General features: G+C 28.9%; 21 protein-coding genes and 1 other RNA gene. 13 read left to right on the top strand and 9 right to left on the bottom strand.

From position 1 onward, the window contains the following. Positions 1–109: 109 nt before the first annotated feature. Entirely contained in the window at positions 110–913 is an 804-nt protein-coding gene (locus ACY2RW_RS03705) for an SDR family oxidoreductase (protein WP_490121354.1), read from the bottom strand. 90 nt (positions 914–1,003) lie between these two features. After that, positions 1,004–1,102: signal recognition particle sRNA small type (ffs, locus tag ACY2RW_RS03700), an RNA gene on the bottom strand. Between the two features lie 174 nt (positions 1,103–1,276). Between ffs and ACY2RW_RS03695 the strand changes: the two genes are divergently transcribed. The 6 genes from ACY2RW_RS03695 (at position 1,277) to ACY2RW_RS03670 (ending at position 8,229) form a co-directional block, all read left to right on the top strand. After that, entirely contained in the window at positions 1,277–1,804 is a 528-nt protein-coding gene (locus ACY2RW_RS03695) for a DUF4199 domain-containing protein (protein WP_490121353.1), read from the top strand. A 75-nt stretch (positions 1,805–1,879) separates the two neighbouring features. Then, positions 1,880–2,836, top strand: coding sequence for a glycosyltransferase family 2 protein (locus tag ACY2RW_RS03690; RefSeq protein WP_490121352.1), 957 nt, complete (start codon positions 1,880–1,882; stop codon positions 2,834–2,836). A gap of 44 nt (positions 2,837–2,880) precedes the next feature. Next, positions 2,881–4,596 (top strand): phospho-sugar mutase, encoded by a 1,716-nt coding sequence (locus ACY2RW_RS03685; RefSeq protein WP_490121351.1) that lies wholly within the window; start codon positions 2,881–2,883, stop codon positions 4,594–4,596. Beyond that, positions 4,596–6,425 (top strand): ABC transporter ATP-binding protein, encoded by a 1,830-nt coding sequence (locus ACY2RW_RS03680; RefSeq protein ID WP_490121350.1) that lies wholly within the window; start codon positions 4,596–4,598, stop codon positions 6,423–6,425. The genes ACY2RW_RS03685 and ACY2RW_RS03680 overlap by 1 nt, the downstream gene beginning before the upstream one ends. A gap of 1 nt (position 6,426) precedes the next feature. After that, positions 6,427–7,602 carry a glycosyltransferase family 87 protein gene (locus tag ACY2RW_RS03675; RefSeq protein WP_490121349.1) on the top strand — a complete coding sequence of 392 codons (1,176 nt, stop codon included), beginning with the start codon at positions 6,427–6,429 and terminating at the stop codon, positions 7,600–7,602. A 48-nt stretch (positions 7,603–7,650) separates the two neighbouring features. Continuing rightward, on the top strand, positions 7,651–8,229 hold the full coding sequence (locus tag ACY2RW_RS03670) for a hypothetical protein (RefSeq protein ID WP_490121348.1): 579 nt from the start codon (positions 7,651–7,653) through the stop codon (positions 8,227–8,229). Between the two features lie 14 nt (positions 8,230–8,243). Here ACY2RW_RS03670 and ACY2RW_RS03665 read toward each other — a convergent pair whose 3' ends face one another. Continuing rightward, a complete protein-coding gene (locus tag ACY2RW_RS03665) occupies positions 8,244–9,656 on the bottom strand; it encodes a CCA tRNA nucleotidyltransferase (RefSeq protein WP_490121347.1) in 1,413 nt (470 codons plus the stop codon). A gap of 120 nt (positions 9,657–9,776) precedes the next feature. On the opposite strand from ACY2RW_RS03665, the gene ACY2RW_RS03660 reads away from it, so the two are divergent. Together ACY2RW_RS03660 and ACY2RW_RS03655 are read left to right on the top strand one after the other, a co-directional pair. Next, positions 9,777–10,580: an alpha-1,2-fucosyltransferase gene (locus ACY2RW_RS03660; protein WP_490121346.1), complete on the top strand. Its 804-nt coding sequence runs from the start codon at positions 9,777–9,779 to the stop codon at positions 10,578–10,580. Further along, positions 10,577–11,323 (top strand): glycosyltransferase family 25 protein, encoded by a 747-nt coding sequence (locus tag ACY2RW_RS03655; RefSeq protein ID WP_490121345.1) that lies wholly within the window; start codon positions 10,577–10,579, stop codon positions 11,321–11,323. Before ACY2RW_RS03660 ends, ACY2RW_RS03655 begins: the two co-directional genes overlap by 4 nt. A gap of 15 nt (positions 11,324–11,338) precedes the next feature. Here the strand turns inward: ACY2RW_RS03655 and ACY2RW_RS03650 are convergent, their stop codons facing one another. Together ACY2RW_RS03650 and ACY2RW_RS03645 are read right to left on the bottom strand one after the other, a co-directional pair. Continuing rightward, positions 11,339–12,088 carry a glycosyltransferase family 2 protein gene (locus tag ACY2RW_RS03650; protein ID WP_490121344.1) on the bottom strand — a complete coding sequence of 250 codons (750 nt, stop codon included), beginning with the start codon at positions 12,086–12,088 and terminating at the stop codon, positions 11,339–11,341. A gap of 8 nt (positions 12,089–12,096) precedes the next feature. Further along, positions 12,097–12,930 carry a 2,3,4,5-tetrahydropyridine-2,6-dicarboxylate N-succinyltransferase gene (locus ACY2RW_RS03645; RefSeq protein ID WP_490121343.1) on the bottom strand — a complete coding sequence of 278 codons (834 nt, stop codon included), beginning with the start codon at positions 12,928–12,930 and terminating at the stop codon, positions 12,097–12,099. Positions 12,931–13,140: 210 nt separating this feature from the next. Here ACY2RW_RS03645 and ruvX point away from each other — a divergent pair, with 210 nt between their 5' ends. The 5 genes from ruvX to ACY2RW_RS03620 all read left to right on the top strand — a co-directional run bounded on the left by ruvX (position 13,141) and on the right by ACY2RW_RS03620 (position 16,118). Further along, on the top strand, positions 13,141–13,551 hold the full coding sequence (ruvX, locus tag ACY2RW_RS03640; RefSeq protein WP_490121342.1) for a Holliday junction resolvase RuvX: 411 nt from the start codon (positions 13,141–13,143) through the stop codon (positions 13,549–13,551). 69 nt (positions 13,552–13,620) lie between these two features. Further along, complete coding sequence (gene def / locus ACY2RW_RS03635; protein WP_490121341.1) at positions 13,621–14,211, top strand: peptide deformylase; 591 nt, start codon at positions 13,621–13,623, stop codon at positions 14,209–14,211. Positions 14,212–14,238: 27 nt separating this feature from the next. Beyond that, on the top strand, positions 14,239–14,658 hold the full coding sequence (locus ACY2RW_RS03630) for a DUF5606 family protein (protein WP_490121340.1): 420 nt from the start codon (positions 14,239–14,241) through the stop codon (positions 14,656–14,658). Between the two features lie 88 nt (positions 14,659–14,746). Further along, a complete protein-coding gene (mazG, locus tag ACY2RW_RS03625) occupies positions 14,747–15,526 on the top strand; it encodes a nucleoside triphosphate pyrophosphohydrolase (RefSeq protein ID WP_490121339.1) in 780 nt (259 codons plus the stop codon). Positions 15,527–15,623: 97 nt separating this feature from the next. Further along, entirely contained in the window at positions 15,624–16,118 is a 495-nt protein-coding gene (locus ACY2RW_RS03620) for a nuclear transport factor 2 family protein (RefSeq protein ID WP_490121338.1), read from the top strand. 12 nt (positions 16,119–16,130) lie between these two features. Here ACY2RW_RS03620 and ACY2RW_RS03615 read toward each other — a convergent pair whose 3' ends face one another. The 4 genes from ACY2RW_RS03615 to ACY2RW_RS03600 all read right to left on the bottom strand — a co-directional run bounded on the left by ACY2RW_RS03615 (position 16,131) and on the right by ACY2RW_RS03600 (position 22,326). After that, positions 16,131–17,246, bottom strand: coding sequence for a lycopene cyclase family protein (locus tag ACY2RW_RS03615; RefSeq protein ID WP_490121337.1), 1,116 nt, complete (start codon positions 17,244–17,246; stop codon positions 16,131–16,133). A 208-nt stretch (positions 17,247–17,454) separates the two neighbouring features. Further along, positions 17,455–19,926, bottom strand: a complete 2,472-nt coding sequence (lon, locus tag ACY2RW_RS03610) for an endopeptidase La (RefSeq protein WP_490121336.1) — start codon at positions 19,924–19,926, stop codon at positions 17,455–17,457. 139 nt (positions 19,927–20,065) lie between these two features. Then, the gene (locus tag ACY2RW_RS03605) at positions 20,066–20,716 is read right to left on the bottom strand and encodes a methyltransferase domain-containing protein (RefSeq protein WP_490121335.1); all 651 of its coding nucleotides are present in this window, start codon (positions 20,714–20,716) and stop codon (positions 20,066–20,068) included. 530 nt (positions 20,717–21,246) lie between these two features. Further along, entirely contained in the window at positions 21,247–22,326 is a 1,080-nt protein-coding gene (locus tag ACY2RW_RS03600) for a serine hydrolase domain-containing protein (protein ID WP_490121334.1), read from the bottom strand. Positions 22,327–22,466 lie beyond the last annotated feature (140 nt).

Genomic DNA, 22,466 nt, shown 5'->3' with positions numbered 1-22,466 from the left:
AATGCTGCAATCCCTAACGCAAAGATAGTTACTCACTTATAATTTTTTGGCAGTAATAAAAACTATTTTTCTACCATTTATAAACAATCAAAAAAAAGGAAATGTTAAATTATAATTTATAATGATTCATCAAGAGTTTTTCATAAACTCTATCTGGTAAAATTCGTTTTAAAACAATAGAGAATTTTTCCATAAATCCGCCAACTTTGTAATGAATTTTAGGGGTATCTGTATTTATAATTTTGTAAACAGCTTTTGCCATTTCTACAGGATCCATTCCACCACTTACGTGTGAATCCATCAAATCTAAATTCGCTTGGTAATTTTCTTTATAAGCAGAGTTTTCAAACACTGGTGTATGGTATCTACCAGCAGCAATATTGGTAGCAAAATCTCCAGGAGCAACATTTACAACATTTATCCCAAAGTTTTTAACCTCCATACTTGCAGCTTCCGTAACAATTTCTAAAGCTCCTTTTGTGGCAGAATATAAGCCTCTAAAAGGCAAGCCCATATAACCAGCAATAGAAGTTACGTTTATAATAGTTCCAGACTTTTGTTTTCTCATTTGTGGTAAAACAGCTTTCATGACATCAATAGCACCAAACATGTTAGTGTTAAAAACAGCTCTCATTTCGTCTGTTGGTGTATCTTCAATTGGGCCTGTAATTCCCATTCCAGCATTATTTACCAAAACATCTAGTCTTCCTTCTTTTTTTATAATAAAATCAATAGCTGATTTAATTGTATCAACCTTTAAAACATCTAAAGCAATCAACTCAAAAGAAAATTTTTCTAAATTTTTAGGATTTCTACTGGTGCCATAAACTGTATATCCTTTTTTAGATAAAAAGGTTGCAATCGATTTTCCAATTCCAGAAGAAGCTCCAGTAATTAATACAATTTTAGACATAAAAGTAAATTTCTAATTATGAATTACGAATTAACAAAAAATAAATTTAAGGAAACTTGATGGGATTCTGAAATAAATTCAGAACAAGAAAAATGGCAAGCTATCTACATCACACTGCTACAACCTAATACCTTTGCTGTGTTCCCACCCTGGAGGATTCAAAGGGAGCTAGTTGTGTAGGACTTGCCACTGCAAATTTACAACAGATTTTTATTTTATCAACCAAAAAAACAGTAATTTTTTGTAACATTTTTAAGAGTTTGATTACTAATTAATTGTTTTGATAGTTTACAAAATTTATAAAAAACAAAAACTATCTAAATGAATTGAATATATTTGTATAACTAACTAAAACAGTAAAAAATGGAAAATCAAGCAAGTAGTAAAAGTATTATATTAAACAACGGTCTATATTATGGTCTGGTATTAGTAATATCTAGTCTAATTGTTTACGCTCTAGGAATGCATTTAGATCCTAAAGGAGGTTACATTAACTTAGGTATAATGGTTGTTGCGCTTATTGCCTTCCCAATAATTGGTATGTCTGCCTATAAAAAAATCAATGGTGGTTTTATGAGTTGGGGACAAGGAGTTAAAATTGGAGTAGGTATTGTTGTAATTGGTACTTTAATTGGTATTATTTATCAACATATCTTTACAGGTTTTATAGAACCAGAATTTTATACTCAGTTAGAAGAAGTTACAAGAACAGGATTGGTAGATGCTGGTTTAACAGAAGAGCAAATAGATGCACAAATAGAAATGACTTCTAAATTTCAAGGAACTCTTATAGGAGATGCTATTGGAGTACTATTTATGGCGTTTGTAGGATTTGTTATATCTGCAATTGTAGCTGCAATTACAAAACATGTAGAAGAAGATACTTATTAAATTTAAAGATAAACGTTCTATATATTCATAAAACAGTAACTTTGAATTTTAATTACAAAATTTTGAACTCATACTATGGATATTTCGATAGTAATACCCCTTCTTAACGAAGAAGAATCTTTACAAGAATTATACGATTGGATTGCAAAAGTTATGCAATCCAATCGTTATTTATATGAAATTATTTTTATTGATGATGGTAGTACAGATACCTCTTGGCAAGTCATCGAAAAATTATCTGCAAGTCATAAAGAGATAAAAGGAATCCGATTTCAGAAAAACTATGGTAAATCACAAGCTTTAGATGCTGGTTTTGAATTAGCACAAGGTGAAGTTGTGATTACGATGGATGCAGATTTGCAAGACAATCCAGAGGAAATTCCAGAATTATACAACTTAATTATAAAAGAAAATTTTGATTTAATTTCTGGCTGGAAAAAGAAGCGTTATGACAATGTCATCACCAAAAACATTCCTTCTAAATTATTTAATGCAGCTGCAAGAAAAACTTCTGGCTTAAAATTACATGACTTTAATTGTGGTTTAAAAGCTTACAAAAACGAAGTAATTAAAACCGTAAAAGTTAGCGGAGAAATGCATAGATACATCCCAGTTTTAGCAAAAAATGAAGGTTTTACTAAAATTGGAGAAAAAGTAGTACAACATCAAGCTAGAAAATACGGAGAAACTAAATTTGGTATGGATAGATTTGTAAATGGATTTTTAGATTTAATTACCATTTCATTTTTATCTAAATTTGGTAAAAGACCTATGCACTTTTTTGGTCTTTGGGGAACTTTAATGTTCCTTTTTGGTACAACTTCTGCCTTCTATATTGGTGCATACAAATTATATAAAGTTTATAAAGGCATAAAAACCATTTTAGTGACTGACAATCCTTGGTTTTACATCGCTCTAACCTCTATGATTTTAGGAACTTTATTATTTTTAGCTGGTTTTATTGGCGAACTCATAATAAAAACAAATAACAACGAAAAACACTATACAATAAAAGAAAAACTAAATTTCTAACTGTATATTTGCAATTCACTATCAACTTAAAAAATCATCCTAAAATGAGTGAAATTTTAGACAAAGCAAAACAATGGTTATCTCCAACTTTTGACGCTGAAACACAAAAAGAAATTCAACAATTATTAGATACTAACTCACCAGATTTAGCCGACAGATTCTATAAAGATATGGAATTTGGTACAGGTGGTATGCGTGGAATAATGGGTGCTGGAACTAACAGAATTAATAAATACACCTTAGGTAGAGCAACACAAGGTTTGTCTAATTATATTTTAGAAAATGTAAAAAAAGAACAACCTAGTGTAGTAATTGCTTATGATTGTAGACACAATAGCAAAAAATTTGCTAAAGTAGTTTCAGATGTTTTATCTGCAAATAATATTAAAGTATTTTTGTTTGAAGATTTAAGACCAACTCCAGAATTGTCTTTTGCGGTTCGTTATTTAGGTTGTGATGCTGGTATTGTTTTAACAGCTTCTCATAATCCACCAGAATACAATGGTTATAAAGTGTATTGGGAAGATGGTGGGCAAATTGTACCTCCTCATGATAGTGGAATTATTGGAAATGTAAATTCGTTAGATTTTTCTGAAATTAAGTTTGATGCTAATGAAAACTTAATTGAAGTTGTAGGCAAAGAAATAGATGACGCTTTTATTGATGGTTCAGTTAAAAATGGTTCTTTATCTGAGAATATTTATAGAAAAAATTTAAAAATAGTGTTTACTTCTTTGCATGGAACATCTATTATTTCTGTGCCAGATGCATTAGCCAAAGCTGGTTATACAGATGTGCATATTGTAGAAGAGCAAAGAAAACCTGATGGAGATTTCCCTACTGTAAAATCTCCAAATCCAGAAGAACCAGAAGCTTTAAAAATGGCAACTGATTTAGCTAATAAAATTGGAGCAGACATTGTAATTGGTACAGATCCAGATTGTGATAGATTAGGAGTTGCTGTTAGAGATACTAATGGTAATATGAAATTGATGAATGGAAACCAAACTATGGTTGTGATGACTGAATTTCTTCTTAGAAAATGGAAAGAAGAAGGCAGAATTAACGGAAATCAATTTGTAGGATCTACAATTGTATCTACTGAATTGGTAAATGACGTAGCTAACAACTATGGTGTAGAAACTAAAGTTTGCTTAACAGGTTTTAAATGGATTGCAAAATTAATTAGAGATGCTTCTAAACTTGACTTTATTGGTGGTGGTGAAGAAAGTTTTGGATATATGGTTGGCGATTTTGTTCGCGATAAAGACGCAGTTACAGCCACACTTTTAGCTTGCGAAGTTGCTGCTCTAGCAAAACAAAATGGCAGTTCTTTTTACGAAGAATTATTAGATATTTATGTTAAAAATAATTTCTACAAAGAGCATTTAATTTCAATTACTAAAAAAGGAATGGATGGTGCTTCAGAAATTCAACAAATGTTGAGTGATATGCGTAACAATCCAATTACAGAAATTGATGGTGAACAAATTGAAACACTTTCTGATTATGATGCTTCAATTCAGAAAAATTTAATAACTGGTGTAGAAACAAAAATTGATTTACCTAAATCTAATGTGTTGATTTATCAAACCACAAAAGGTACAAGAATTGCTGCAAGACCAAGTGGAACAGAACCAAAAATAAAGTTTTATTTTAGTGTAAACACTCCTTTAAATAGTACTAAAAATGCTGAACAAGTAGAAGCAGAATTAGATACTAAAATCCAAAGGATTATAAAAGAAATGAACTTAAATTAATGGGCTATTTTAAAGACATTTTAAAATATGAAAAAAAGTATAGGAAGTTTACAGTTTTAAACATTCTATTCAACATTTTATATGCTATTTTTAATGTCCTTTCTGTTTTAGCTTTTATACCTGTTTTAGGTATTCTTTTTGGTACTGAAAAAAAAATAGTAGATAAGCCAACTTATGATGGAATTACTAATATTGGTTCGTACTTAAAAGAGAGTTTTTATCACTTTATTGGTGCAAAAATTGAAGCTGAAGGAAATTTAAAAGCATTATTATTTATTTGTTTGCTGGCACTTTCTTTATTTTTCTTAAAAAATTTATTTCGATATTTAGCATCCTATGCAATTACTTTTTTAAGAACAGGAATTGTAAAAGATTTACGTGATAAATTATACAGTAAAATTGTAGAATTGCCCATCTCCTATTTTTCAGAAAAAAGAAAAGGAGACATTATTGCAAGAATGACTTCTGATGTTCAAGAAGTAGAAAACTCTATTTTAACATCTATAGAAGTAATTGTTAGAGAGCCATTAACGGTTATCATTTCTATTGCAATTATGTTTTTTATGAGTGTAAAATTAACACTATTTGTGTTTATTTTACTTCCTGTTTCTGGATTCATCATTTCTTCTATAAGTAAAAAATTAAAGGCTAACTCTATAAAAGCTCAAAAAGAAACAGGTAATTTTTTATCATTTATAGAAGAAACATTAACAGGTTTAAGAATTATAAAAGGGTTTAATGCAGAAAATGTTATCGAGCAAAAATTTAATGACTCTACTTTTAGTTTTAAAAAGTTAATGACAAATGTTTTTCATAGACAAACTTTAGCCTCGCCAATGAGTGAATTTTTAGGTTCTGCAACCATTATTGCCATTTTATGGTATGGAGGAACTGAAGTTTTATCGAATACAAGTGCCTTGCAACCAGATGAATTTATGGGATACATTGTGTTGTTTTACACTGTTTTAAATCCTATTAAATTAATAACAACAACTTTTTATAATATTCAAAAAGGAGAAGCTTCTGCAGAAAGAATTATGTCTGTTTTAAATACCGAAAACAGTATAAAAGACAAGCCAGATGCAATTGTAAAACAAGATTTTATAGATAAAGTGGAGTTTAAAAATATTTCTTTTAAATATAAAAAAGAATATGTTCTAAAAGACTTCTCTTTAACCATTAATAAAGGGGAAACTGTTGCTTTGGTTGGGCAATCTGGAAGTGGAAAATCTACTTTAGCCAACTTAATTACGCGCTTTTATGACGTTAATAAAGGTGATGTTTTTATAGATGGTGAAAACATTAAAAACATCACAAAAAAATCGTTAAGAAATTTAATGGGGATTGTGTCTCAAGATTCAATTTTATTTAATGATTCTATAGAAAATAACATCAAATTAGGAGTACAAAACGCAAGCGAAGAAGCCATTTTAGAAGCTGCTAAAATTGCAAATGCTTATGAATTTATAAAAGACTTACCAGATCAATTCAAAAATAATATAGGAGATAGTGGAAATACTATTTCTGGTGGACAAAAACAACGTTTATCCATTGCTAGAGCTGTTTTAAAGAACCCTCCTATTATGATTTTAGATGAAGCAACTTCTGCTTTAGATACAGAATCAGAGCAGTTGGTACAGGTTGCATTAGAAAAAATGATGCAAAACAGAACTTCTTTAGTTATTGCTCACAGATTATCTACCATACAAAAAGCAGATAAAATTGTGGTAATGAAAAAAGGACAAATTGTTGAACAAGGAAAACACGAGGAGCTACTAGCTAAAAAAGGAGAGTACTTTAAGTTGGTTACTATGCAATCTTTAAGCTAAAATGAGATTTATTTTAAACAAAATTACTACGTTTAAAAAAACTTCTTTTCAAACACCAAAAAGTATTTTTTTATTTGGATTGTTTTTTGCTTTTGCAATTACTCTAAAAGAAGTAATTAATTTATCTTACAACAACTTTCAAATTTTTTATTATGGTTCTGTTGATTTTTGGAGTAATGTAAATCCATATTCAGATTGGGATCATTTAAACTTAAAAGGGAATCCTTTAGATGTTTTTATTTATTTGCCTTTATTTTCTATATTATTTACACCATTTACGTTAGTTCCTACTTGGCTTGGTGCATTTTTATGGAATTTTTTCACCTACTCTTTATTTTATTTATCTATTTTTAATTTACCAGACAAGTATCAATTTAAAGAAAAGAAGTTTCTTTTTTTTATTTCATGTTTATTGCTCTTTGCAACAATGTTATCTATGCAGTTTAACCCTATTGTTGCTGCACTATTTTTATTTTCTTACACGCTATTAGAAAAAAAGCAATCCTTTTTAGCAATAATCTTAATCTCTATTTCTGGGTTTACAAAAGTGTATGGAATTTTTCAATTATCGATGCTTATATTTTATCCAAAGTTTTGGAAAAATGTTTTGTACAGTATTCTTATAGGTTTGTTTTTATTTTTTTTACCCTTAATTCGGTTTAATTTTAACGAACTAATAGTGTATTATCAATCTTGGGTAGAAGCAATTTCTGGACATTCTAAAATGCAAGGATTTTACAGTATTTACAGAGCAGTATATACTATTACACCAGAAATAAACAACTATGCTTCAAAAATTTCTATGGTTGTACTTTGTATTCTTTTTCTATCTGCAGCCTTTCATATTAAAAAATTTAAAAACTATTTTGCACTAAGAGCTCAGTATCTTGGCATTTTAATGGGTTATTTAATTCTTTTTGGGTTAAGTTCTGAATTACATACTTACGTTATTGCCATGGTTGGTTATGGAATTTGGTACCTTTTCTCAAAAAAAACTAGGGTAGATAAAATATTACTTTGGACAAACTTTATCTTTTTAGCAATATTTCCTATTGATATTTTATGTCCTGTTATCATTTCTAAATTTATTCTAGGTAAACTACACTTAGGAGTAATTGTGTTCTTTATTACTTGGTTGATAATGTGTTACAAAACTTTTTTTGGTAAACAAACTTAATTAAAGTTATTTTTAAAAGTATTTTATATATTTTTGAAATAAAAAGTTGTGAAAAAAATAATACTAACAATTGGTATTTTACTATTCTTTATCAAAACTTACTCTCAAAATAAGTTAGAGTTTGAGTCTTTATCTGTAACATTAGGTGAATATGAACCAGAAAACGGAACTAACAGTAATTCATTTATATATACTGATTTTTTTTTAGCGACAAGATATAATAAAAACCTGTTTGCTTTATCTGTTGATGGAACATTTAACTGGTTTTTAAAAATTTTAAAGATTGAAACTAGTAGAGCTAATATTTCTGCAAATCTACTTTATGGTAGAAATATAAAAATAGATGAATGGTTTAAATTTGAAGTTTTTGCAGGAATTGGTTTTTTTAGAGAAACTTATAGAACACACGCATCATATATTACTTGGGCAGAAACATTTAGTTTTTTAAAAAATAAGCCTGATGATTCTGTAAAAGAACTCTCTTTAAGTTCAATTGCTTTTCCTGTAAAGTTAAGATTATTAGTAAATTTTTCTAAAAATTATTCTGTGGGTATAAATTACAGTCTTAATATAAACTCTGTAGATAGTTACCAATCTGCGGGTTTAATTTATCAATATCGATTTTAAAAAAGGTTACTGTTTCAAACTTTTTTAAGCCCCAACTCTTTCCCTTTTTCAATCATAAAATCATAAGAAGCCTGGTATTCATTAGGAATTTTACCATCTAAAATAGCTTCTTTTATGGCTTCTTTAATTTGCCCTATTTCTCTACAAGGCTTTAAATTAAAAGCACTCATAATTTCTTCTCCAGAAACTGGAGGCTGAAAGTTACGTATTTTATCACGCGCTTCTACTTCTTTAATTTTAGTTCTTACTAGTTCAAAATTTTGATGATAGCGCTTAAATTTTCTTGGGTTTTTCGTGGTAATATCTGCTTCACACAATGTCATTAACGCATTAATATCATCACCTGCATCAAAAATTAAACGTCTTACTGCAGAGTCTGTAACTTCGCTTGCCAAAACAATAGGTCTTGAGCTTAATAAAACCATTTTCTGAACAAATTTCATTTTGTTATTTAGTGGCATTTTAAGACGTTTAAATAATTTGTAAACCATTTTAGATCCAACAAATTCATGTGCATGGAACGTCCATCCTACTTTTTTACTAAACTTTTTAGTGGGTGCTTTACCAATATCATGCAACAAAGCTGCCCAACGTAACCAAACATCATTTGTATTTTTTGCTATATTATCTACCACTTCTAAAGTATGGTAAAAATTGTCTTTATGCTTTTGCCCCTCAACTTCTTCTACCCCTTTTAATGCAGTTAATTCAGGAAGAATTTGATGCAACAAGCTTGTTTTTTCCAATAACAAAAAACCAATAGAGGGTTTAGGTGAAGCTAAAATTTTATGCAACTCATCTACAATACGTTCTCTAGTAATTATTTTTAATCTATATGCATTTCTAGTAATTGCATCTAAAGAATCTTTTTCTATATTAAAATTTAATTGTGTTGTAAAACGGATTGCACGCATCATTCTTAGAGGGTCATCAGAATACGTAATATCTGGGTTTAGAGGTGTTCTAACAACTCTGTTTTTTAAATCTTCTATACCATTAAATGGGTCTAAAAGTGTACCAAAATCGTCTTCATTTAAACTCAATGCCAATGCATTTATTGTTAAATCTCTTCTGTTTTGATCGTCTTGTAAAGTGCCTTCAAAAACATTTGGGTTTCTACTTTCTTCTGTATAAGATTCTTTTCTTGCACCAACAAACTCAATTTCTATATCTTTATAACGTAACATTGCAGTGCCATAAGTCTTAAAAACTTGCACTTTGGGTTTTTTGGGTAACATTTCAGAAACTTTCAAAGCTAAATCTATTCCACTGCCAATTGCTACAACATCTACATCTTTAGCTGTTCCTCTTTTCAAGAAAAAATCGCGTACAAAACCACCAATTACATAACTATCTAGCTGCAACTCTTTAGATGCTTTAGAAATTATTGTAAATATTTCTGAGGAAAGGGCTTTTGTGTATTTCATATTTTTAAAAGTGCCACAAATTTATTGTTTTCTATTCTTTTATCCTCAAATTGATAAAAGAAAATTGTGATAACATTCGTACTTTTGCTTAATAGCTCTAAATTTAGAAGTTTACATTATATGGTTATAGTTAGAATTCTTGGTGGACTTGGAAACCAAATGTTTCAGTATGCGTATGCTAAAAGTTTGTCAGTTAAAGGCTATGATGTAAAACTAGATATCTCTAAATTCAAAACTTACAAATTACATGGTGGATATCAATTAGATAAATTTAAAATTGATTTAAAAATAGCAGATCCAGTTAGTGTTTTTTTAAGTAAAATTGGTTTTAAGAAATCAAAAAAAGAAAAAAGTTTACTTTTCAACCCAAAATTCAAAGAACTTAATGGTAATGAATATATAAAAGGGTACTTCCAAACAGAAAAATATTTTAAAGAAATAAGAGCTATTTTGTTAGAAGATTTTAGCATTAACACAAAATTATCTAACGATTGTATTTTAGTTGCAGAACAAATTTTAACAGCTAAAAATAGTTGTTCTTTACACATTAGAAGAGGAGATTATATTTCTGATGAAAAAGCAAATAAAGTTCATGGCACTTGCGATTTAGAATATTATAAAAAAGCAATAAACACCATTAATCATAAATTTAAAAATACAATCTTTTTTGTATTTTCTGATGATATTTCTTGGACAAAAGAACATTTAAAGATTGAAAATGTGGTGTATGTAGATATTAAATCTATACCTCATGAAGATATGTATTTAATGAGTTTATGCAACCATAATATTACTGCAAACAGTAGTTTTTCTTGGTGGGGAGCTTGGTTAAATAAAAATGAAGAAAAAACCATCATTGCCCCTAAAAATTGGTTTGTAGAAAAAGAGAACGAAGTGGCTTGTAAAAATTGGATAAAAATATGAGTTCTTACAAATTCTATTACATAAACCTAGATAAAAGCAAAGATCGTAGAGATTTTATGGAAAATCAGTTTAAACAACTAAATATTCCTATAACTCGAATTTCTGCAGTTTATGGGAAAGAATTGGACAGAGATTTCATTAAAAAAGAAAAGAAAAAACACAATATTTTAGCACATTTTCCTTTTCCAAATGATGGAGAAATTGGTATTTGCTTGACTCATTTTAAGCTTTGGGAATTCATTTCTAAACAACCAGAAGATTTTTCGATTATTTTAGAGGACGATGCTTTACTTCATAAAGATTTTCTTACAGATATAGAACAACTTTTACAACAAATTACAACTAACGATTTTTTGGACATTTCTGGTAAAAAAGGATTTTATTCACTTGAAAAAAGCAAATTACTTACAAAATACTTAATGCCTCCAGTTTTAATGATTGGTCAGATTATTGGTAAAAATGCTGCCCAAAAATTAACAAATAATTTAAGTAATTATTATGCACCTATAGATGTAATGAAACAAGATGTTTATAAGCATAAAGTACCTTTATACTCTACAAACAAACAATACGTAGTTAGTATTGATAAAAAAATGGGAGGTAGTACCATACAGCAAAACAATATGTTAATTTGGAAAAAAGCAGTCAGAGAAATTATAAGACCTTTTTGGCAAATCCTAACATTATTTACTTATAAATTAAATAGGTGTGTAAAAAATTATTTTTTTTATTTAAAAAATTAATTTTTTTAGGAAGAGTTATTTTAGCCCCTTTTTTAGCAGCCAAAGTTTAATATACTTATTATAAACACCATAAGCTTGAGTTTTGGCAAAAATATAGCCTGGAAAACCATCTAAAAAACCTAGCCTTATAAAATAATGAATAAAAAAACGTGCAGGTGGTTTTATGAGTATATGATATAAATTTACTTTTTTACCTTCTTCAAAATATTGCTTACCTCTTAACGTCCCATAATGATTCATTTTAGAAATATAATGATCATAATTTTTATAAGAATAATGTTCTATTTTGTTTTTAAAAAAACCTAATTTACCTTCTGTATAAATAGTTTCGTGCACTACACCTTTATATTTGCAGTGCTCTTTTAAAAACAGACGCACTACTTTGTCTCTTTGACAACCTCCGTAATTAATATTTTTACCTGCAAAATAAAAGCTCCTTCTTAGAAAAAAACCTACATTTCCATTAGGTTTTTTTACTGCGCTCAGAATCTCTTTTTCTACTTCTGGTGTAACTCTTTCATCTGCATCTAAAATGTAAATCCAAGCATGTTTGGCTTGACTTATAGCAAAGTTTTTTTGAGAAGAAAAATCATCAAACTTACGCTTGATGATTTTTACATTAAATTGCTCTGCAATTTTTACAGTTTTGTCTGAACTGTAAGAATCTATCACAATAATTTCATCTGCAAAACTTACTGATTGGATAGCATCAGCTATATGAATTTCTTCATTTAAAGTAGGTATAATTGCAGTAATCTTTGTCATAGAATATTTTAAACAGCTACATCATACTCACGCAATGCATCGTTTAAAGATGTTTTTTTGTTGGTACTTTCTTTTCTTTTTCCAATAATTAATGCACAAGGTACATTATATTCTCCAGCAGCAAATTTTTTGGTGTAACTACCAGGAATTACAACAGATCTAGCAGGAACAACTCCTTTTGTTTCGACAGGTTTATCTCCAGTAACATCTATAATTTTGGTACTCATTGTTAAAACTACATTTGCACCTAAAACTGCTTCTTTTTCTACTCTAACACCCTCTACAACTATACATCTAGAGCCAATAAAAGCACCATCTTCTATAATTACAGGAGCTGCTTGCAATGGCTCTAAAACACCACCAATTCCTACTCCACCAGAAAGATGCACGTTTTTTCCAATTTGTGCACAAGAACCTACTGTAGCCCAGGTATCTACCATAGTTCCTTCATCTACATAAGCACCAATATTTACATAACTTGGCATTAAAATGGTTCCTGGAGAAATAAATGCTCCATGTCTTGCAACTGCATTTGGTACAACTCTAATACCTCTTTCTGCAAAGTTTTTCTTTAGAGGAATTTTATCATGATACTCAAAAATTCCAGCTTCTAAAGTTTCCATTTTTTGAATTGGGAAATACAAAACCACAGCTTTTTTTACCCATTCATTTACTTGCCAACCTTCATTTACTTGCCAACCTTCATTTACTGGTTCTGCTACTCTTAACTCTCCTTTATCTAATAAATCAACCACTTTTCTAATGGTATTAATCGTGTTTTCATCTTTTAATAACTCACGATTTTCCCAAGCTGACTCTATAATTTGTCTTATTTCTTTCATTATAATAAATTAATTTATGCAAATATAAATGTATCTACAAAAATCAAAACGAATATACGTTTTTTAAACAGATTATTAGTAGTTGTTTAATTATGAATATACAAACAAAACAACAATTCATCTAAATTGCCTAGGTATCAACCCAATAAAAACTAAATTCTTTTATTGCTATTGATTTGTAAACTGTATTTTTGCAAAAATATTATAGATTTGGGACGAGTTTTAGCCATCGACTTTGGTGAAAAAAGAACAGGTATTGCTGTTACAGATGAATTACAAATTATTGCTTCAGGACTTACCACAATTCCTACAGAAGAGGTAATTTCTTTTTTAAAAGAGTATATTTCTAAAGAAAAAGTAGTTCTTTTTGTTGTTGGTAAACCCAAACAAATGGACAATTCTGATAGCCAAAGTGCCATTTTTATTGCTCCTTTTTTAGAAAAGTTACAAAAAGAGATTCCTAATATTCCTATTCAACGAATTGATGAACGTTTTACGTCTAAAATGGCTTTTCAAACTATGATTGATAGTGGTTTAAAAAGAAAACAAAGAAGAAACAAAGGTTTAATTGATGAAATTAGTGCCACAATTATCTTGCAATCTTATTTATACAATCAATAAAAACGCTTCTAATAAGTTGGTTATTCGCAATTCTAATTTGTATTTTTGCACCGTTAAAAATCAAAATAAATGATATTACCTATTGTTGCTTATGGAGATCCTGTTTTACGCAAAGTTTGCGAAGAAATAGACAAAGATTACCCCAATTTAAAAGAATTAATTACCAACATGAGAGCAACAATGTACAATGCTTCTGGTGTTGGATTGGCTGCACCACAAATTGGTAAAGCCATTCGTTTATTTTTAATTGATGCTTCTCCTTTTGCAGAAGATGAAGATTTATCTGAAAAAGATAGAACTGCTTTAAAAGATTTTAATAAGGTTTTTATAAATGCAAAAATTATAAAAGAAGAAGGAGAAGAATGGGTTTTTAACGAAGGTTGTTTAAGTATACCTGATGTTCGTGAAGACGTTTTTCGTCAGCCAAAAATAACAATTGAGTATCAAGATGAAGACTTTAAAAAGCATACAGAAACTTTAGAGGGTATAGCTGCCAGAGTTTTTCAGCATGAATATGATCATATAGAAGGTATTTTATTTACAGATAAACTATCTACATTAAAGAAAAGGTTAATTAAAAAGAAATTAGAAAATATTTCTAAAGGAAAAATTAGATCTGATTACAGAATGCGTTTTCCGAAAGCAAAAAAAGGTAAATAGTCTTATAAAAGACAAAAAAATATACAAATGGAATTTAGTAAAATTATAGCTGTAACTGGTAAACCAGGATTATTTCAAGTAATTTCTCAATCTAAAAATGCTGTGATAGCAGAATCTTTATTAGACAAAAAAAGATTGGCAATAAATGCAGCACAAAATGTAAGCTTATTAGAAAATATAGCTATTTATACGTACGAAGAAGACATACCTTTATTAGATGTTTTTACAGCCATGTATAAAAAAACAGCTGGAGAAGAAGCTATATCGCACAAAGAAAGTTCTAAAAAATTAGAAGCTTTTTTCTTAGAGGTTTTACCAAATTATGATGATGAAAGAGTTTACACATCTAATATTAAAAAAGTAATCCAGTGGTTTAATACACTTGTTAAAGCTGGTATGGATTTTTCTAAAGTAGAAAAGGTTTCCGATGAAACTGAATCTGAATAGTTTTTAGAAAAAAATCGGAAAACTTATGTCATTTCGAAATGAGCTTTTTTAAGCGATTGAGAAATCTCAACCTTAAAACTCAAAAAAAATGAATAGTAGAAAACAACAGTTAACAGCAATTAACAGATTGTTAGATATTATGGATGAACTCAGGGAAAAATGTCCTTGGGATAAAAAACAGACTTTAGAGAGTTTGCGTCATCTAACCATAGAAGAAACTTACGAGTTGGCTGATGCTATTTTAGATAACGATTTACCAGAAATTAAAAAAGAATTGGGTGATGTGTTGCTACACATTGTTTTTTATGCAAAAATTGGTAGCGAAAAAAATGCATTTGATATTGCAGATGTAGCCAATTCTATTTGTGATAAACTTATTGACAGACACCCACATATTTATGGAGATGTAAAGGTTGAAAATGAAGATGATGTGAAGCGTAATTGGGAACAATTAAAACTAAAAGAAGGTAAAAATTCTGTTTTAGAAGGTGTCCCAAAAGGTTTGCCTGCTGTTGTAAAAGCCAGTAGAATTCAAGATAAAGTTGCAGGTGTAGGTTTTGATTGGGAAAAACCAGCACAAGTTTGGGAAAAAGTACAAGAAGAACTTGCTGAACTTAATGAAGAAATCGAAAAAGGAAACCAACAAAACATAGAAAAAGAATTTGGCGATGTTTTATTTTCTATGATAAACTATGCACGTTTTATTGGTGTAAACCCAGAAAATGCTTTGGAAAAAACGAATAAAAAGTTTATCAACCGTTTTCAATTCTTAGAAAAAGCTGCGAAAAAAGAAGGTAAACAACTATCTGATATGTCTTTAGCAGAAATGGACGTTCATTGGGAAAACTCCAAAGAATTCTTCAAATAAGAAAGATTTTTTAGCTTCAATAAGTTAAAAATGCTTTAAAAAAAGAAAATCCCATATTTTCTTTTAACTTTAGCATTCATTTATAAATCAACTTATTATGAAAAAAAGACATTTCTTTTTAGCCATTTTATTAATATTACTGCTTACATATTCTTGTGAAACTTCTAACAATAAAACAACACAAGATAAAATTGAAGTTGTAAAAAAAACTCCTAACTATAAAGAAGTAGAAAATGCTATTTTAGATTATGTAGAAGGTTTGTATTTGGTAGATTCTACAAGAATAGAAAAAAGCGTAGATACCACTTTACGTAAAGTTGGATATTGGTTTCATCCAGATAAAAAACAGTACGTAGATAATTTAGAAATGACTTACAAACAATTGGTTAATTTATCTGCAAGATGGAATAAAAGTGGGAAAAATGTTACCAAAGACTCTCCTAAAAAAATAGAAATTTTTGATGTAAATTCTAAAACTGCTTCTGCAAAATTAACTGCAGAATGGGGTATTGATTTGTTTCACTTAGCCAAAGTAAATGGCCAATGGAAAATTATGAATGTAATTTGGCAAAGCCAACCTAAAACCGAATAAAAGTAGAAAAAATTAATTTTCTATTTTATCTAAGCCATATTCTCCAGACAAAGACCTAATAATACTAGCATCTGATCTTATTTTCATCATTAAAAAAGCAAAATCCATTAAAAGATCATTTTGAGAATATTTAAATAATTTCTGTTGAGATTTTTTTGAACGGGAATAGTTATCGAAGAAGCGTTTCTTCCAAACAGTTTCGTATTCAGATAAATAACTTAAATCATTACTCTTTAAAGATTTCTCTATTGCTTTTGATGCCATTATTGCTGCTTCAAAGATAAATTTATAACCCTCTCCAACAATAGGATTTACTTGAGAAACACTATCTCCAACACATACTAAATTATTTAATACAAACTTATCTAAAACTGGTGTTAAAGGTATGCTACCTCCTTCTACCAATTCATTATCTTTTGTGACTAATTTCTTTATTTTTGGTAAATTGAGAATGCTATTTAACCTTTGTTTTAATTCTTTAACAATTTTTTCATCAAAAGTACCAAAACCTATAATTGCTCTTTTGTTTTGAAGTGGAAAAATCCACCCATAACCTCCTTGATATGCTTTTCCAACTAAGAGATGCGCCTCTTGAGGGTTTCCATGATATTGCACATTATATTCAACTCCTGTTGCCAAATCTACTTTTTTTGAACGCAGTCCAATTTTTTTACTAATTACTGCATTTGTACCAGAAGCATCAATAAAAATTTTACCAAAATATTCGTTTTTTTTTGTGTCTGTTACAGATGTAAAATTTCCTGTTTCATCTTTGTGAATATCTTTAATATTAACTTTTAAAATGGTTGTTATATACTTAGAATCTATAGATGATAAAAGCTCTTCATGTACTTTTTTCTTATCTAAAATATAGGCATCACCTTTAATTTTTCTTGTTATATTTTTTGAGTGGAATGTACAGGTATCAATTTTTTGAGCAACCACATTTTCGGTTAAATCAAAATCTTTTAAATTGATAAAACTTCCTAAAGTATTAAAAGAAAATTCTAATAAATTATCTTTCCTGTCTAAGAGTAATGTTTTTATTTTTGCTTTACCAAACTCTCTTGCCAACATTAATCCTGCAGTACCTGCACCAACTATAACAACATCGTAATTATTACTCATATCAAAAATTTTATCGAAATTAAACTTTTTATTTTATCTGTAAAAAAGAGGCTGTTTAAAAAGTAAATAAATTAACTACTTGTTGTATTGAACTTGTCTTAATACAATTGATAATCAATGAATTATAAAACTTCAACAAAGCCTGTCTTGAGCAAAGACGAAAGGCTCAGTTTGACATACATAACTACTTTTTAGACAGCCTCTTTAACTAAGCTAACTTCTTAGCTTTTTTTACTTTTTGTTTGGTAAGTGCAATTTCTATAACTTGTTTCATATCAGAAACATAATGAAAAGTCAAACCTTTTAAGTAACTTTCTTTTATTTCTAAAATATCTTTTTTGTTGTCTTCACACAAAATAATTTCTTTAATATTTGCTCTTTTTGCTGCTAAAATTTTTTCTTTAATTCCGCCAACTGGCAATACTTTACCACGCAAAGTAATTTCTCCTGTCATTGCCAACTTATTTTTAATTTTACGTTGTGTAAAAGAAGAAACCAAAGATGTTAACATTGTAATTCCTGCACTTGGGCCGTCTTTTGGAGTTGCTCCTTCTGGTACATGAATATGTACATTGTACTTCTCCATAATTTCTGGGTTTATCCCAAATTCTTCTGCATTCGATTTTATATATTGTAGTGCAATAGTTGCAGATTCTTTCATTACATTTCCTAAGTTACCAGTAATAGAAAGTGTTCCTTTTCCTTTTGATAATATAGACTCTATAAATAAAATATCTCCACCAACGCTTGTCCAAGCTAAACCTGTAACCACACCAGCAACTCCATTGTTTTCGTATTTGTCTCTATTTCTTGGAGTTCCTAAAATTTCTTCTATTTTTTCTGAAGAAATTGCAACATCATATTCCTCTTCTAAAGCTATAGATTTTGCAGCAAAACGTACCACTTTGGCAATTTTCTTTTCTAAACCTCTAACACCAGACTCGCGTGTGTAACCCTCTACAATAATTTCTATTTGTTGTTTGCCTAACTTTAAATCTTTTGTAGTTAACCCATGTTCTTTTAATTGTTTAGGCAATAAATGTCTTTTGGCAATTTCTATTTTTTCTTCAATTGTGTATCCAGTAACATTTATAACTTCCATTCTATCACGTAATGCCCAAGGAATTTGCCCTAAATTATTTGCTGTTGCAATAAAAAGCACTTTAGATAAATCATAACCAACTTCTAAATAATTATCGTAAAAAGCTTCATTTTGTTCAGGATCTAAAACTTCTAACATTGCAGAAGATGGATCACCTTGATGACTTTGCCCAAGTTTATCTATTTCATCCAGTACAAAAACTGGGTTGGAAGTTCCAGCTTTTTTCAAATTCTGAATTAAACGTCCAGGCATTGCTCCAATATAGGTTTTTCTATGCCCTCTAATTTCAGCTTCATCGCGTAAACCACCTAAAGACATACGTACATATTTACGTCCTAATGCTTCTGCAACCGACTTTCCTAAAGAGGTTTTACCAACTCCTGGAGGTCCGTATAAACATATAATTGGAGATTTCATATCTCCTCTTAACTTTAAAACCGCTAAATGCTCTATAATTCTTTCTTTCACTTTTTCTAAGCCAAAGTGATCTCTATCCAATACTTTTGTTGCGTGTTTTAAATCGAATTTATCTTCAGAATAAATACCCCAAGGAAGTTCTAATAATAGTTCTAAATAGCTTCGCTGCACACCATATTCTGCAGCTTGAGGATTCATTCTTTTTAATCTGTTGATTTCTTTATCGAAAGTATCTGCAACTTCTTTATTCCATTTTTTAGATTTTGCTTGCTTTCGCATTTCCTCTAATTCTTGATCATTAGAAGCACCACCTAACTCTTCTTGAATGGTTTTTAATTGCTGGTGTAAATAATATTCACGTTGCTGTTGGTCTAAATCTTCGCGCGTTTTAGACTGAATATCATTACGTAATTTCAATTTTTGAAGTTCTTTGTTTAAATTTTTTAAAGCTAATAAAGCTCGTTCTTTTAAATTGTCTTTTTCTAAAATTACTTGTTTTTGCGCGACAGATAAATCCATATTTGATGAAATGAAATTCACCAAAAAAGAATTTGATTTTATGTTTTTAATGGCAAAAGAAGCTTCACTTGGCAACATTGGATTTTCTTTAATTACCTCTAAAGCTTGTTCTTTTATAGAGTCTATAATGGCGTCAAACTCCTTAACATCATCAATTTCTCTATCTTCAAAAGCTTCTTTTACTTTTGCCTTTAAATAAGGTTTGTCTTGAACAATTTCATCAATTTCAAAGCGTTTTTTACCTTGAATAATAACTGTAGTGTTACCATCTGGCATTTTTAAAACTCGTAAAATTTGCGCAACAACACCAGTAGTATGAATGTCTTTTAACTCTGGCTCTTCTACATCTTCATTTTTCTGTGCTACAACACCAATTACTTTATTGCCTTTATTTGCATCTTTTATTAGTTGAATAGATTTGTCTCTACCAGCTGTAATCGGAATTACAACTCCAGGAAATAAAACCGTATTTCTTAAAGGTAAAATTGGTAAAATTTCTGGTACACTTTCTTTGTTAATAATTTCTTCATCTTCTGGTGTCATTAAAGGGATTAACTCAGAATCTTCATTTAACATACTGTGAAGCGACAAATTGTCTATATGCATTACTTTTGGTTTGCTCATTTGCTGTATATCTGTCATACTGACATTGATTTATGAAACTCATAAAATCGCCATCAATGTTTTGTTTTTATTTTATTGATAATCAAATAAATAGATAATATTTAAAAAATCATCAATACTATAAAAACAATTGTTGTGCCATTGTTATTTAATCTTCTTAAAATACTTTGTAAAGAGTTGTTATAATCATTCCTTTTTTATCACTTAACGTATAAGATAATAATTGTTTTTCTTCTTTAACTTTAAAATTAAAAGGAGAAGCTAGTAGGTTGATTCCACTTTGTTTTTTTATTCGAATTCCCTGTCCTGATATAATATCTTTATTGGGGATAAAATTATCATTTGGTAAATGTTCTGTAAGAATTACAAATTTATATTTTACTAATTTATTTACAATATTACCAACTTCTGCATTTGATAAATGCTGTAATACTTGCCTTAAAATTACACAGTCTGTTTTAGGTAAATTGTCTTTTGCAATGTCTAAACAATAAAACTGTAAATTATCTGCTATAAATTTTTGTTTGTTGTAATCTATTAAGTTTTTAACAATGTCTATTGCAATATAATTTTTGGTATATTTTACTAGTTGTTTACCAATATTAAAGTCTCCACAACCTAAATCGCATACAGAGATTGGTTCTTTAAAAGAAGCCAAAAAAGAAGTTATAACCTCTACGTATGGAATAACAATTTCTGGATGATGAGAACCATCTCCTGAATAAAATTCAGTTTGATTATTACCCCAAAGTTTCATTTCATACACTTGTTGCATTGCCTTTTTTGTAGGCCAAGATTTTTTATTCATAGAAATTAAACTTTTTTTTTCAAATTTACTACGAAAAGAATTGGGACACAAAATAGATATGTAAACTGTTCTATTTTTACATAGAAAAATAATTTCTAATTAATTTTAAAGAATAGCAAAAACTAATTCTCTTAAATAAGAGATATAGAACAATTTGAAGTCCAGATTGTACTAAACTTTGTAAAAGAATTACCAAATAATAAAGTCTTTAAAGCTTATTTTACTAAAATAAAGAGGCAAAATGGAATTACTTATAGTAATATGAACATACAAAAGATTGTGAAAAATCAAGTTATAATTATCATTATTATGCCTGTCACTATATAGAAAGCTCGACAGCAAAACACTTTTTCATAAGGTTAAGTTTGGGTTACACAAAGCATTGTAAATTGTTTTTGAAATGAGTACAAGTACCAAAAATATTCCAAGTATTTATAATAGATAAACGCTTTAGTAGTAGATAAGAAAGAAGTCTATAATACAAAAAAGAAAAAAGAGTATTCATCAATAGATTTGATATAAATTCTCTTTTAATTAATTGAGGGTATTATATATTTAGAAACATAGCCTAACAAAATTTCTTCTTGGTTATCTGCTGAATTAAAGTCTATATCATGTTTTGCTGTAGTTACAATGATTAAGTTTAAATCAGGAAAAACAATTATAAATTGCCCACCAAAACCATAAGCCATAAATAATTTATGTTTATTTATTTCTCCCAAACACCATAAGCTAGCATAATTATAATTTTCTAGTTTTCCTATGCTAAAATTATTATAATTAGTGGTCGATAATAGCGATGACTCTACCCAATTATTTGGAACTATTTGTTTATTATTAAACTTACCTCCTTTTAAATATAGTTTACCAAACAAATACATTTCTCTAGGAGTTATAAACATAGAATTACCTCCAAAATAATTTCCTTGAGGATCAACTTCCCAATTATCTAAACTAATATTCATTGGTTTAAACAACTTATCTACTACATAGTCAAATGTAGTTTTCTGAGATGTTTTAGATATAATAACAGACAATAAGTGTGTTTGAAATGTATTATAACTCATCACCTCTCCAGGATTATAAGTTAAAGGATGCAATATTGTACTCTCTACCCAATTACTAGAATTATATAAGTTAAGATAAACATTGTTACCACCAACGTAATCCCAGTCAGCTAAAATTCCCATTCTCATTTTTAATAAGTGTTCTATTGTAATATCTCTCTTTCTAATATCCAACACTTGATTATCAAACTCAGGAAAGAACTGTAATAGTCTATCGTTCATATTTATCAAACCTTCGTCTATAGCTATGCCAGAAACAGCAGATAAAATACTTTTAGATACAGACTTAACGTTATGAGGCTTATATTTATCATAACCGTTAAAATATTTTTCTCCTACAATAAAGTCATTTTTAACAATAAGAATACCATCTACAAAACCTTTATTTTGCATCTCAATATAAGCAGAATTTAAAAGGTTCGAATTCATCCCTTGAGCTTCAGGAGAAGAGAATTTAATATTGTTATTGTGTTGTACCATTTCATCATTACTACAACTAAAAATGATAGAAATATATAAACTGAATGAGACTAATTTTTTCATACAAGCAAGATAACAAATTTTTGAGCAAAAAATAGTATTACCTTCTCACAGTTCCTATTCCACCTATGGTAGATATGATATATAGTGAGTTCACTATATATGACTGTAAAATAAGGAAAGAGATTTTTAATACAAGTAAC

The sequence above is a fragment of the Polaribacter sp. 2305UL8-11 genome (genome assembly GCF_058147165.1).
Note: the sequence above shows the minus strand (reverse complement) of the source record. Positions and strands in the feature narration are given on the sequence as shown.